The organism is Paracoccus ferrooxidans (assembly GCF_029909815.1).
GTDB lineage: Bacteria > Pseudomonadota > Alphaproteobacteria > Rhodobacterales > Rhodobacteraceae > Paracoccus > Paracoccus versutus.
This window is the reverse complement of sequence record NZ_CP038198.1, coordinates 717,982-731,279: the sequence shown is the minus strand read 5'-3', so window position 1 is coordinate 731,279 and position 13,298 is coordinate 717,982. Positions and strand designations below refer to the sequence as shown.

The window sequence follows — 13,298 nt, the reverse complement described above, 5'->3', positions numbered from 1 at the left end:
CAAAGGACAGATCCATGAGCTACGATCTCAACGACGCCCAGCCGCAGATGGCCCCCATCGGCGAGCTGATCCCCGACGGCACCTTCGCCAAGGTCCGCCTGACCGTGCGCCCCGGCGGCGTCGACGGCGCCACGCCGATGGACGCAAAACTCCTGAAGGCCTCGCAGTCGAGCGACGCGAAGATGCTGGACTGCGAGTTCACCATCCTCGAGGGGCCCTATGCCCGGCGGAAGTTCTGGCAGAGCTTCACCGTGGCGGGCGGCAAGGTCGACGAGAAGGGCCAGTCGATCGGCTGGAAGATCTCGAAGTCCACCTTTCGGGCGATGGTCGACAGCGCTCTCGGGCTCGATCCCAGGGACGAAAGCCCCGACGCCAAGGCCAAGCGGGTTCTGCCCGGGCTCAAGCATCTCGACGGCATCGTCTTCGCCGCGCGCATCATGGTGGAGCCCGCCTCCAACCCCCAATACCGCGACCAGAACCGGATCGCGAACGTCGTTCTGCCCGACGAGCCGCAGCACGCACCGATCATGCGCGGCGAAACCGTGCCCCAGGAGCCCGTCAACGCCCCGCCGAGGAAAGCCGCGAGCGCGCCGGCGCCGGGCTGGCAGGCGCCCACGCCGGCATGGGGTGCGCATCCGCAAGCGCCGTCCGCTGCCCCGGCCTGTGGCGCACAGGCGCCCGCGCCGCAGCCCACGCAGCAGTCGCCCGCCCAGCAGCCGCCCGCGTCCTCGCCGTCCGCGCCGGGCGGAGCGCCGGCGACCGGCATGCCCGCGTGGCTCAATGGGTGAGGCGCGGTCGGCAGCACGGCGGCGGAGGTCAACCCGGCCTTCGCCGCCGCCCGAGGCCCGGCGCGATCCTGCCGGGCCGATGACCCCGGATGAATGGCAGGCGCATGTGACGCGCGAGGCGGCGCTGGAGATCGGACGATGGCTCGAGGCCCGAGGAAAACTGCACGCCCCCATCGCAAGCCTCGGCCTCGGAGACCTCGAAGCCATGGCCAGCAACGCGATCTCGCGCTGGATCGTGCTCCAGTCCGAAAAGCTCCAGAGGGCGGGTTGGCCGCCCGAGGACCCGATCGCGACCTTCTTGCTCGGGTAGCGATCTGCGCCGTCTGCGCCCGCGAGGCGCGCGGCTTCGGCTACTGCCACGGCCTCCGCTGGGATCGCCACCCTTACCACCGCTTCTGCTCGCGCCGCTGTCAGGACGTGGGCAGCTCCATCGCCCAAAGGAATAACGGCATGATCGACAAGACCGCGCGCGAGGCCCGTGCGATCCGCGACGCGCGGACGCTCTTCGCCGAAGCGCTCACCGACCTCGGGCTTATGGAGCCCTTCTTCCACCGCAGCGCCGAGGACATCGACCGCCTGATCGAGGCGGCGGTCACCGGCTACATCGACAGCATGCAGGAGCAGGCCGCGCGCAAGGAGCGCACCGGCACGGTCCTCGACGACCCGATCCCATTTTAGGAGCGCGGCGATGATCGACCTGAACGACGACACCCCGTCCTGCAGCTGGAAGCACCTGCTCGAGGCTGCCACCGAGAACGCCGTCACCGATTTCGAGATCGAGTTCTGCGACAGCCTCCGCGAGAAGCTCGCGCGGTTCGGCGACAGCACCCGGCTGACGGACGCGCAGTTCCACAAGCTGACCTGCATCGCGCAGGCCGGCGGGTTCTGGGAGCGCGAGCGATGATCGACCTGAACCATGGCTCGGGCTGCCTCTACGGCGCCGACGCGCCGCGCCCGCCCATCGCGGAAGCCGTGTCCACGGCCATCGACACGGCGCTGTCCGCGCGCAACCGCGCAGAGCGTCCGCGCACCTATGTCAGCTCCTCGGGTCTCGGCCGCGACTGCCTGCGCCAGATCCAGTACGACTTCCTCGCGGTGCCCAAGGACGAAGGCCAGGAGTTCGCACCACGCACGCTGCGCATCTTCGAGGCGGGCCACCGGGCCGAGGACATCGTCGCGGGCTGGTTCCGGATCGCCGGGTTCGACCTGCGCACCGAGCGTCCGGACGGCCGTCAGTTCGGCTTTGAAGCCCTCGGCGGGCGCTTCAAGGGCCATATCGACGGCTGCTTCGTCTCAGGCCCGGTCGCGATGGACTATCCCGCGCTCTGGGAGAACAAGGCGCTCGGCGCGGCCAGCTGGAAGGATGTGGTCAAGCGCGGCGTCAGCCTCGCGCGCCCCGTCTACGCCGCCCAGATCGCGCTCTATCAGGCTTACATGGAGCTGCCGGCCCCGGCGCTCTTCACCGCGCTGAACCGCGACACGATGGAGCTGCACGCCGAGCTCGTGCCCTTCGACGCGCATCTCGCGCAGGAAATGTCGGACCGCGCCGTTGCCGTGGTGCGAGCCTCCGAGGCGGGAGAATGGCTGCCGCGCGCGGCGGCCGAGTCCACCGCAGTCCTCTGCCGCGGCGGCATGGCGGCCGGCAAGTGGCATGCCCCCTGCGCCTGGGCGAAACGGTGCTGGGGAGAGCGGCGATGATCCCCGACGCCTATGAGCTCAAGCGGATCGTGCGCGCGCATCGCGAGCGGTTCTGGTGCTCCGACCTTCTCGGAGCGGCGGAGTTCGCGCCGATCTATTTCTTCGACGATCAGGCCTCTTTCGATGGCGACAGTGTCGACCGCGCGATGACCCGGGTGCTGACCGGCCCGCTTCGGCTGCCGCACCCGTCCGTGATCTTCGAGGTGCGCGAGCAGCGCGCGTCTCCTTCGGGCCTGATCGTCTGCGCTCGCGCCGACGGTGACATCGTCGAGGCCACGTTCCTCATACGCAAGCGGGCGCCGCGCGGCTGGACGGATTGCCTGGTGCGGATCTGGATGCATCCGGACGGCAAGGCGGAGATCGAGGGCAACCCGGCCGAGCGACACGACGAGACGGTCCGCGGTCACGGCGAAGTCGCCGCCGGCATCGTCTGGCGCGCGCTGACCATCCTCGGCGCGTCCCCGGAAATCCGCGATCGCAAGGTGTCGCTCGCGAAACGGTCCCGCCTGGCCCGCGAGGGCGTGCGCGGATGGGTCTGGCGCCAGGTCGCCATCGATCCGGCGCGCCTGCGGGCAGCGACGCCGCCGCAGGGCGGCAGTCACGCCAGCCCGCGCTGGCACATCCGCCGCGGTCACTGGCGACAGCTGGCCGACGGGCGCCGGGTCTTCGTCCGTCCGTGTGAGGTGGGCGATCCGACCCGCGGCGGGATCGTCAAGGATTACGCAGTGGAGATGCCTCAGCAATGACCGAGTTCACCCCATCCGCCACGCAGGCCGCCGCGATCCGCGAGATCAAGGAGTGGTTCGAGTCCCGGACCGAGCAGCAGCAGGTGTTCCGCCTCTTCGGCTATGCCGGGTCCGGCAAGACCACCGTGCTGAAGTTCGCGCTCGACGAGCTCGGCCTCTCGCCCCACCGCAGCGCGAAGGACGGCCGGTGTGTCCCGGGCGTCGTGACCGCCACCTTCACCGGCAAGGCCGCGCTGGTGCTGACCCGCAAGGGCACGCCGGCGCGCACCATTCACAGCCTGATCTACTCGGTGATCGAGTCGACCGAGGAGGAAATCGAGGAGGCTGCCCGCAAGATCGCGATGGCCGAACGCGACGCGCTCCGTCTCACCGGGTTCGCGCGCACAACGGCCGATGCCGCGATCGAGGCGATGCGCCAGGGGCTCTCAGCGATGAAGCATCCGCGCTTCGCCCTGAACCCGCAGAGCGACGCCGCGGACGCTCGGCTCATCGTGCTCGACGAGGTGTCGATGGTCGGCGAGGAGATGGCGCGCGACCTGATGAGCTTCGGCAAGCCGATCCTCGTGCTCGGCGATCCCGGCCAGCTGCCGCCCATCCGGGGTGAAGGCGCCTTCACCCGCGACAAGCCGGACGTGATGCTGACCGAGATCCACCGCCAGGCGGCCGAGAGCGCGATCATCCGCCTCGCCACCATGGCGCGCGAGGGTCGGCCCATCGGCTTCGGCATCTACGACGATCATGTCGCCAAGCTTCGCAAGGGCGACATCACGCCGGAACAGGCGTTGCGCGGCGGCCAGCTGATCTGCGGGCTGAACGCCACGCGGCTGCAGATCAACAACGCCATGCGCGCGGCGGCCGGTCTCGGCGGGACCTGGCTGCCCACGGGGCCGGCCGAGAAGATCATCTGCCTGAAGAACCAGAACGATCTGGGACTGATCAACGGGATGTTCGTGACGCTCGAGGACATCGTCGACGAGGGCAGCCTCTACTTCTCCGCCGTCGTCCATGACGAGGACGGGCGCCACATCGGCGAGCCCTATGAGGACGGGCGCCCGGGCCGGCTGCGCATCTACAAGGGGCATTTCGAGGACCATGTCGCCTACGACGACAAGCGTCACGACCGCGACTACAAGGAGAAGCGCCTGCTGACCGAGGCGACCTTCGGCTGGGCGATCACGGCCCACAAGGCGCAGGGCTCGCAGTGGGAGAACGTGATCGTCTGGGACGACGGGCTGGGTCGCAGCGAGATCGACCGCCGCCGCTGGCTCTACACGGCGATCACCCGGGCCGAGCGCGGGCTCGTCCTCCTGGCCTGAGGGGCGCGATGATCGATCTCAACGACATCGCGGTTCCGAAGACTCGGCACGATCTGGCGGCGGTGAAGGAGCGGCTCGCCTACACGGCCGCCGACTGGCTGCCGGGGCTCTTCCCCGAGGCCCGGCTCGCGCGGGACCGTCGATCCTTGCGCTGCGCAGACCTCTCCGGGCGCCAACCGCGCAAGGAGGGCTCCTGCACCATCCATCTCGACGGGCCCTATGCCGGCTGGGGCTTCGACTACGCCACCGGCGAGCGGGCCGGTCCCATCGACCTGATCGCGCAGGCGACCGGCCTCTGCGACGGCGCGCTCTTCGACGCGGCGGCGCGGCTTGCGGGGATAGACCATCCCGCGCCGCGGCCCGCGCCGGCGTCGCCCATGCGCGCGCGCCCGGATCACTCTGCCGAGATCGCGCGTCTCGTCGACGGGGCCGTGCCCCTCGCGGGCACGTTGGGCGAGACCTATCTCCGCGCTCGCGGGCTCTCGGATCCCGGAATGTCGGACCTGCTGTTCCATCCCGATCTGCCGGACTTCGACAGCTGCCGTGGCTGGCCCGGCCTCATCGCGATCCTGCGGCTGCCGGACGGGGAGCGCGCGCCGGGCATCCACCGCACCTTCCTGCTCGACGACGGCAGCGCGAAGGCGCCCCCGGGCAAGAAGATGCTCGGCAGCGTGAAGGATGCCGTGGTCCGGCTGTTCCCGATGCCGGAGGACGGGCACATCGGCATCGCCGAGGGCATCGAGACGGCGCTCGCCGCGCACGCGCTCTTCGGCACACCGGTCTGGGCGGCGCTGTCGGCTGACGGTCTGGCGCGGTTCCAGTGGCCCGAGAGCACCCGGCGCGTCACCATCTACGCCGATGCAGGGGACGCCGGCCGCCAGGCAGCCGCGACGCTCTCGGACCGCCTGAACCGGGCGGACATCCCGAACGAGATCGTCGCCCCGCTGCATGGCGACGACTTCAACGACGATCTGCTGCGCGGGGCGCGCCCGGAGGACTACGCGTGCGCGGCGTACACCAAGGCTGAGCCACTGGCCGGGGATCCGGTCGAGCCCGAGACGGCCACGCCCGTCGTCGCCTCCGCCGACGATCCGGCGACGCTGATCGCCGCGGCCGAGGCGCTGACCAACCCGCCCGAGTTCGAAGCCCTGTCCACGCTGCTCGGGCGCATCGCGCTGGCGAAGCTCGATCCGCTGCCCGAGCGGCAGGTCATCGCGCGGATCAAGTCCGCGACAGGGATCGGCATGTCCGTCCTCACCCAGCAGCTGGTCGAACTCCGCCGGCGCGTGAACGCCACCGGCGACCCGCACGCGCCGATCCCCAAGCCCGCCTGGTTCAGGCGCCTCCGGCTCGACCTCGCGGGGGCACCCGAGCGCAACGAGGCCAATGTCATCGTGGCGCTGACATCCGATCCTGCCTTCGCCGGCGTTCTCGCTTTCGACGAGTTCGGGCAGGAGATCGTGGTGCGCCAGCCGCTGCCGTGGGATTGTGCCATCGCGTCCCTCCCGCGCCCCTGGGAGGACGCCGACGACATCCGCACCGCCGAATGGCTGCAGCTGCGCGGCATCAACGTGGCGCCGGTGGTCGTCAGCCGCGCCGTCGGCGCCGTTGCCCGCGAGCTGCGCATCCATCCCGTCCGCGACTGGCTCGACACCCTGAATTGGGATGGCACGCCCCGGATCGAGACCTGGACCAGCGCCTATCTCGGCGCGGAACCCACGGCGTTCAACCACACCATCGGCGCGCTTTGGCTGATCTCGGCCGTCGCCCGCATCTACCGCCCCGGCGTGAAAGCCGACCACATGCTGATCCTCGAGGGGCCGCAGGGCGCGCGCAAATCCACCGCGATCAAGGTGCTGGCCGGCGAGGAATGGTTCACCGACGAGCTGCCGGAGCTCGGGTCGAAAGACGCCGCACTGCACATGCAGGGCGTCTGGATCGTGGAAATCGCCGAACTTGACGCCATCGGCCGCGCCGAGGTCTCGCGCATCAAGGCGTTCCTGACCCGCACCACCGACCGCTTCCGCCCGCCCTATGGCCGCTACACCGTCGAGGTGCCGCGCCAGTGCGTGTTCGCCGGCACCGTGAACCCCGACACGTACCTCCGAGACGAGACCGGCAACCGCCGTTTCTGGCCCCTCCGCTGCGGGACCATCGACATCGCGGGGCTCGCCCGCGACCGGGACCAACTCTGGGCCGAGGCCGTCCACCGCTTCCGCGCCGGCGCGATCTGGTGGATCGAAGATCCGGCGCTGCTGGCAGAAGCCCGCGAGGAACAGGACCGCCGCTACCAGTCCGATGCCTGGGACGACCTGATCGAACACTGGCTGACGCACGAGATCCGCACCGTCTCCGACGGCTTCCCAGACTACGGGAACTCCCGGACCGAGAGCGTGCTGCGCCCGGAGCCTCTCAAGGACGTATCGGTCGGCGAGATCCTCGAGGAGGCCATCGGGCTTGAACCCGCCCGCTGGACCCGAGGCGACCAGATGCGCGTCTCCGCCTACCTCAAGGCGAACGGATGGCAGCGGTACCGCCGCCGCGACGAGGGCGGGCGCGAGGCACCGCGGGAGTGGCGGTATCGGCGAGACGGCTGATGGCGCTTTGGACTGCGGAGAAGTGAAACGATCAATTTCGAAATATGCGCGCCCCGAAAGCCGATACTAATCACTTCCCTCATCTTCCGGATCCGAAGGCCTATTTGTTGCATTGTCATCCTCACCCTCGACGATGCCTTCAAGATATTTTGCGTAGGTCGTCTTGAGGTATTTGAGAGCCGCATCTCCCTCGACGTTGGCCTTCAGATGGTCTTGCACAAACCGCATACGACCTTTGTTGTCCGCGAGAATTTCCGACCATGGCCGAACCCATATTTCGATCAGGCCCTCCTTGAAAACGCGCCCTGGCGGACTGCCCTCCTGACGGGTCCGCCGCCGGGCGTGCTCATCAAGGTCGTTCGAGACCGCCCAGAAGGTCCATCTGGTTTTCAGGTCGCGGAATCTCTCATCTCCAGCGATCGCGAAGGCGTAGCTTTCAATCTGCGTTAGCTCTTTCGCGCCAATCACGACGGATGGGCGCTTTAGTTCAACGATCAGATGCTCACGCTCTTCCGACCGGCTGAGAGGCACTGCTCTCGATAGCATCAAATCAACAATGCCTGTTTTTCCGTCAATGCGCTTAACGGGCTCGTCAATGACGGTTTCTGCGCCGATCATTTCGCGGTGCTTGCGTAGAACTTCCCTCAGGCCCTTATCGTCTACGGTCAGGGCAAACTCTTCGCCAAAAATCCAGGTATTGCCTTCGGCAATCATCCGGTGAAGTTGGCTGCGTTCCTTCAGTAGTCCGCGAGTTTCCGGATCGTAGAGTAGATGCTCGATGCCCGACAGGAATTTGAGCCGGTCGGAGACAAGTCGTGAGGCGCTGATAACATTTGCCAAGTCAGCCTCCTCAAGGAGGCGAGAAAACTCATTTCGCGTCTTCTTGGGTAGATCAAGAACCTGCGTAAGAATGTTCTGAAGCTCGTCTGGCCCCCTTTCGATCGCCTGCCGAAGCATCCGCATTTGGAGGGCGCGACTCTTCGTGCTTTGCTCCGAAAAATCGGAGAGGTGCTTGCTCACCGTCAATGCTACGATGTCGAAGACTTGGCGCTCGGCAGCCTCGACTGGGGTCTGCGGTTCAGTGTCGTAAGGGTAGCTCCGCTCAGCCTTCCAGCGATCAATCTCAGTGCGAGCGGCCGCTGCACCGGCCTGCTTGAAGTGTGCCTGGATAGCTTCTGCTGCTTCCTCGTAGGCTTCTGCGATCGCCGAATCCATTTCGGCCAGGTCGATGGCTCCGCGTTCCTGAAGGCGGTCGACATACCGGGATTTCAGATAGGCCGAGAACACATATCCAGTCGTATGGAATTTTGGCGCAATCCTCGCGAACGGAAATCCGTCTTCACCGCAGAAGAACACTGATCGCTCTGGAGCCGAACTCCACTGGATCAGCTCCAACGCCACAGGGTATTCCTCGCCGTCAGCCTCAATGGGTGACAACGCGATCTTGCTCCTCTCAACGATGTTCGCCTCTGGATCGAGCTTTTGGTGGTCGAAATAGACCGCGGCGTCTCGATAGTCGGTGAGGTAAACCGCGAATACCGCCGATAGGTCGGGCACGGCTCGTTCCGGATCAAGCGACCGGAACTGTCGGTCGAGTTCGGAAATCCTCACCTCGACGCCCGTTCCAAGCGCGGCGTCCGCCTCCGTCGCCTCTGTAATGCGCACATCCACGAGTGAATCGCGGATCAAAGTCATACGAAACGCCATGAGGCGATTGCCCTCGCGATATCGGACGCTCCAATCCGCCACACGACCGAGGCCGAGCGCTCTCAACCGGCCTTTGCCCTCCTTGCCGTGCAAAGCGCGGCCCTTGCTCTTGGATCGAGCGCCATGCCGTTTCCATGATCCACCGACCTTCCCGAACAGCGCTTCAGCTTCTTGGCGTGAGAAGCCGTGACCGTTGTCCGTCACCGTGATGGAGCGCATGCCGAGGTCGCCCACGTCAACGTCAACGTCGACACGCGTGGCGTCGGCGTCTAGGGCATTCCAAACCAGTTCGGCGACCGCCTGCACCGGCGTCGCATTCGCGAGCTTGCGCAGATGGTCGTGCTCGACCTGCACTCTGAAAGTGCCATCTGCCATCTAAGCCCCTCGAATACAGATTGTTTCACCCCACAGAATCGGCTGGAAGGTACGCGGGTGTCAAGAAAATCGGCACTGTTCGAGCCGGTGCTGATGTGAAGCGCGCAGCGTCCCAACCTCCCCTTGGTCCCAACCCTGTCCCAACCTCTGGAGGTGGTTGGGGACACGAAAAGCCATTCAAAAACAACGGTGTCCCCAACCTCACACCGTGGTCCCAACCTTTTGCTACACATTCATGTGGGAGAACGGAAAAGGTCGGGAACATGCTTTTCTATACGAAAAGAGAAGGACCCCCGTTGGGGACACCGAGGTTGGGACCACATCCGATCAAGTCATTGGAGAAAAATGATAAAAGGCTGTCCCAACCCCCTCGTAGGTTGGGACCACGCGGTCGGAGGTTGGGACCGGAACGGGCAGCGAGTCGATCTTCGCCGGCCGCGCCGTCCCTGGTCGTTTTCGCTTTGGCCGAGGACCGCCGGATGCTACATCTGGTGGTGACCGCAGCCGAAGGCCCACAGCTTGTGAGCCTTCACGATGAACACAACGATCCCCGCGCAGGACGTCCGCCCCGAGCCGGACGCGATCAACCGGTCCTGCATCCTCGCCCTCGATCTCGGCACCACGACCGGCTGGGCTCTCCGCAGCCTTGACGGACTGACCACCAGCGGCACGGTCAGCTTTCGTCCCGGACGCTTCGACGGTGGCGGCATGCGCTACCTGCGCTTCACCAACTGGCTGACCGAGATCGATCGGCTGTCCGGACCCATCGCCGCGATCTGGTTCGAGGAAGTCCGCCGCCACGCTGGCACCGACGCGGCCCACATCTACGGCGGGCTGATGGCAACCCTGACTTCTTGGGCCGAGCTGCGCGGCGTTCCGTACGAGGGCGTTCCGGTCGGCACGATCAAGCGCCACGCGACCGGCAAGGGCAACGCGCCGAAGGCAGCGATGATCGCCGCGGCGCGAGCACGAGGGTTCTCACCCGCCGACGACAACGAGGCCGACGCGATCGCCATCCTGCACTGGGCGATCGAGACGAACGGGGGCTTGGGATGAGATGGCACCCGAAAGGCTACGGCGGCACGCGCCGGGATCCCGGCCAAGTGAAGCGCGATGGCTGGCATGACGAAGGTGTGCTTGCCGTCTCCGTCGACGACCATCGCCTGACATGGCCGGAGCGCGAGCTTGTGCGTCAGCTCGGCGAGAAGCTGTATGGGCCTCGGGCGGACGATCAGGAGGCCGCCAATGGCTGAGTGGACACCCACCATGGTTGAGGACCGGCTCGAGAGCGCGGCCGACGTGTTCCGGTCGCTGCCTGCGGTGAAGCCGCAGGGCTACTTCAACGCCTGGCCCGAGTACTTCCACAGCTTCGCGGACCAGGTTGGCCAGGAGCCCCGAACCCGCCGACCCAAGCCCGGACCGCGTGATATCACACAGGCCGAGGATGCTCTCCTCTGGCTGCGCTGGCTCGACCTCGCCGACGCGCGCCTGCTCTGGCTCCGGGCGAACCGAAAGCCGTGGAAGCCGATCTGCTGGGAACTCGGCATCAGCCGCGCCACGGCGAACAGGCGCTGGCAGTACGGCATCGCGGTGATCGTGTGGCGGTTGAACGGGAGGCGAGTGCCGAAGAAACGGTCGATGGAATTCGTCGTGGCGCAAGCTGCTCAATGAGCCTGTCAAGGTTCGACGTTCGCGCGAGACACTTTCCGGCGAGACACCGGACGGCGAGACGGATCGCCCCTCTGACGGTATCCATGGCGATATACTCGGGGTCGTGCGCTCGGACGGACCGACACTGATCGCGAGGTGGACACCGGTGCTGGCTTCCGGGGTCCAGGCGGGGTCCAGACCGCCAAGCCCCTGTTTTCCGGTTCCTTTCCGGGCCGAAACGTATGCTGGCGGGCTTGGCGCGAAACATCGCCAGCGACAGGGCCGATTTTTTGGGAAGCCACCGGAGTCCGGGGTCCACCCGCGACGCCTGAAACCCTCTTGAGTTCAAAGACCTGACCGGCCGCCCGGGGTGGATGCCCAGCGGATACCGGAGTCCAGCCGGAAGCCGGTGGACCCTGCCGCGCCGGAGTCCACCCTGCGGATACCGATCGACCATCGACAGGAACCTGCATGACCCTCGCCTTCGCCCCCGAGCGGATCGAGATGTGGCCGCTGGCCAAGCTCCAGCCCTACGCGAAGAACGCGAAGGTGCACGGGGCCGACCAGGTCGCGAAGATCGCCGCCAGCATGGCCGAGTTCGGCTGGACCGTGCCGTGCCTCGTCGGTGAGGACGGGGAGCTGATCGCCGGCCACGGGCGCGTGCTGGCGGCGACGCAGCTCGGGCTGACCGAGGCGCCGGTGATCGTGCTGGGCCACCTGACCGAGGCGCAGCGCCGGGCCTATCGGATCGCGGACAACAAGCTGACGGAACTCGGCAGCTGGGACGAGGCGCTGCTGTCGGCTGAACTGCAGGACCTGCTCGCGGACGACTACGACCTGTCACTGGTCGGTTTCTCGGACGGCGAACTCGACAAGCTTCTGGCCTTCGATCCGGACGGGGGCGGTGAAGAAGAGGGTGGCGCCGGAGGCTCCGTGCCTCCGGTGACCATCCCCGAGCCGCCGCGCAATCCGGCCTCGCGCACCGGCGATCTCTGGGTCCTCGGCGATCATCGCTTGCTCTGCGGAGACTCTACCAGCCACGACGATGTGCGCCGCCTGATGAACGGCGAGCGGGCGGTGCTGTTCGCGACCGATCCGCCGTACCTCGTCGATTACGACGGCTCGAACCACCCGACGCGGAACAAGGATTGGAGCCAGTCCTACGGCGTCACCTGGGACGACAGCTCGCAGGGCGCGGACCTCTACGACGGGTTCATCGCCGCGGCCGTGGCCGAAGCCATCACTGAGGATGCGGCTTGGTACTGCTGGCACGCGTCGCGCCGTCAGGCGATGCTCGAAGCCTGCTGGGAGAAGGCCGGCGCCTTCGTCCACCAGCAGATCATCTGGGTGAAGGACCGCGGGGTTCTGACCCGGTCCCACTACCTCTGGAAACACGAGCCCTGCTTCATGGGCTGGCGGCGTCCGAACCGCCCGCCAAAGGTGGCGGAGCAGACGCTGCCGTCGACCTGGGAGATGCCCAGCTTTGCCAAGGACGAGCGGCCCGACCACCCGACGCCCAAACCGCTCGACGCCTTCGGCATCCCGATGCGCCAGCACGTCGCGCGCGGCGGGCTCTGTTACGAGCCCTTCTCGGGGTCCGGCTCGCAGATCATGGCAGGCGAGGCCAACGGCCGACGCGTTTTCGCGATGGAGATCAGCCCGGCATATGTCGATGTCGCCATTGAACGCTGGCAAGGGCAGACCGGCCGCGAGGCGATCCTCGACGATGACGGCCGGAGCTTCGCCGCGATCAAAGCGTGCCGACTGGAGGACGGACAACAAGACACTCAGCATCAAGGACACTGAGATCGGTTGCCCAGCCTGTACGAAGCATCATTGCGCCAAGCAAATTCAGGCACTCGGGTTCACAGATAGCGCTCTCCAAAGGCCTCCGTCCGTCCGACATGTGCAGAAGATGCATTGCGGCAAGCTCAGCGTCTTCCACGTGGCGGGCATCGTGCGATTTCTTCTGATTTGTCACGAACGCCTCGAAAAAAAGAACACCCGCCGGCGCGGAGAAGAAGCTACGATAGTCCATAGTGGCAATGCATGTCGGCGTTGCCGAGCGAAGAGCGCGCAGGATGTACGGCACGACAACAGTGGCAATCACCAGCACAGTGCTTCCCGCACTTGCTGAATAGGGTCGATTGACACCACCGACACACTCACCCGAACGCGCTTTCGTGAGGTCACCGGCAGCGCTGCGCATTGGGACATACATCGGGGCTTCGAAGCCGAGAGCTACCGGGCCCCGCGAAATACGGTCCGAGATCTGATTGATCGCCTCATCAAGGTCTGTCCCTGAAGCGGGGTTGGAGCCGACAATTGCCCAGCCAAGGTTCTTGCCCGGCTTTCCGATGTCAATCACAGCAACATGCATAGCCTCTCCAATGTCTCGCGCCGAGTGTAGTACTGAGCCAG

14 protein-coding genes are annotated in these 13,298 nt (G+C 66.5%); 12 read left to right on the top strand and 2 right to left on the bottom strand.

The genetic code is table 11. The features are described 5' to 3' along the window. Positions 1-14 precede the first annotated feature (14 nt). The 8 genes from E3U26_RS03650 to E3U26_RS03615 all read left to right on the top strand — a co-directional run bounded on the left by E3U26_RS03650 (position 15) and on the right by E3U26_RS03615 (position 7,145). Positions 15-788, top strand: a complete 774-nt coding sequence (locus E3U26_RS03650) for a hypothetical protein (protein WP_499105496.1) — start codon at positions 15-17, stop codon at positions 786-788. 79 nt (positions 789-867) lie between these two features. Beyond that, positions 868-1,098: a hypothetical protein gene (locus tag E3U26_RS03645; protein ID WP_036731921.1), complete on the top strand. Its 231-nt coding sequence runs from the start codon at positions 868-870 to the stop codon at positions 1,096-1,098. A 140-nt stretch (positions 1,099-1,238) separates the two neighbouring features. Beyond that, the gene (locus tag E3U26_RS03640) at positions 1,239-1,466 is read left to right on the top strand and encodes a DUF6511 domain-containing protein (RefSeq protein WP_036731919.1); all 228 of its coding nucleotides are present in this window, start codon (positions 1,239-1,241) and stop codon (positions 1,464-1,466) included. A gap of 10 nt (positions 1,467-1,476) precedes the next feature. Further along, on the top strand, positions 1,477-1,692 hold the full coding sequence (locus E3U26_RS03635) for a hypothetical protein (RefSeq protein ID WP_036731917.1): 216 nt from the start codon (positions 1,477-1,479) through the stop codon (positions 1,690-1,692). After that, complete coding sequence (locus E3U26_RS03630; protein ID WP_499105494.1) at positions 1,689-2,486, top strand: hypothetical protein; 798 nt, start codon at positions 1,689-1,691, stop codon at positions 2,484-2,486. The genes E3U26_RS03635 and E3U26_RS03630 overlap by 4 nt, the downstream gene beginning before the upstream one ends. Further along, the gene (locus E3U26_RS03625) at positions 2,483-3,232 is read left to right on the top strand and encodes a hypothetical protein (RefSeq protein ID WP_499105493.1); all 750 of its coding nucleotides are present in this window, start codon (positions 2,483-2,485) and stop codon (positions 3,230-3,232) included. The genes E3U26_RS03630 and E3U26_RS03625 overlap by 4 nt, the downstream gene beginning before the upstream one ends. Beyond that, positions 3,229-4,548 (top strand): ATP-dependent DNA helicase, encoded by a 1,320-nt coding sequence (locus tag E3U26_RS03620; RefSeq protein ID WP_499105492.1) that lies wholly within the window; start codon positions 3,229-3,231, stop codon positions 4,546-4,548. Before E3U26_RS03625 ends, E3U26_RS03620 begins: the two co-directional genes overlap by 4 nt. A gap of 8 nt (positions 4,549-4,556) precedes the next feature. After that, positions 4,557-7,145 (top strand): VapE domain-containing protein, encoded by a 2,589-nt coding sequence (locus E3U26_RS03615; protein ID WP_499105491.1) that lies wholly within the window; start codon positions 4,557-4,559, stop codon positions 7,143-7,145. 66 nt (positions 7,146-7,211) lie between these two features. Here the strand turns inward: E3U26_RS03615 and E3U26_RS03610 are convergent, their stop codons facing one another. Next, complete coding sequence (locus tag E3U26_RS03610) at positions 7,212-9,227, bottom strand: ATP-binding protein (protein ID WP_499105490.1); 2,016 nt, start codon at positions 9,225-9,227, stop codon at positions 7,212-7,214. Positions 9,228-9,761: 534 nt separating this feature from the next. Here E3U26_RS03610 and E3U26_RS03605 point away from each other — a divergent pair. The 4 genes from E3U26_RS03605 (at position 9,762) to E3U26_RS03590 (ending at position 12,683) form a co-directional block, all read left to right on the top strand. Continuing rightward, a complete protein-coding gene (locus tag E3U26_RS03605) occupies positions 9,762-10,283 on the top strand; it encodes a hypothetical protein (RefSeq protein ID WP_499105489.1) in 522 nt (173 codons plus the stop codon). Next, entirely contained in the window at positions 10,280-10,480 is a 201-nt protein-coding gene (locus E3U26_RS03600; RefSeq protein ID WP_499105488.1) for a hypothetical protein, read from the top strand. Before E3U26_RS03605 ends, E3U26_RS03600 begins: the two co-directional genes overlap by 4 nt. Then, positions 10,473-10,898, top strand: coding sequence for a DUF6362 family protein (locus E3U26_RS03595; protein ID WP_499105487.1), 426 nt, complete (start codon positions 10,473-10,475; stop codon positions 10,896-10,898). The genes E3U26_RS03600 and E3U26_RS03595 overlap by 8 nt, the downstream gene beginning before the upstream one ends. A gap of 450 nt (positions 10,899-11,348) precedes the next feature. After that, positions 11,349-12,683: a site-specific DNA-methyltransferase gene (locus E3U26_RS03590; protein ID WP_499105486.1), complete on the top strand. Its 1,335-nt coding sequence runs from the start codon at positions 11,349-11,351 to the stop codon at positions 12,681-12,683. Here the strand turns inward: E3U26_RS03590 and E3U26_RS03585 are convergent. Beyond that, on the bottom strand, positions 12,628-13,257 hold the full coding sequence (locus E3U26_RS03585; RefSeq protein WP_379144978.1) for a hypothetical protein: 630 nt from the start codon (positions 13,255-13,257) through the stop codon (positions 12,628-12,630). The two genes, E3U26_RS03590 and E3U26_RS03585, sit on opposite strands and share 56 nt — an antisense overlap. Between the last annotated feature and the right edge of the window lie 41 nt (positions 13,258-13,298).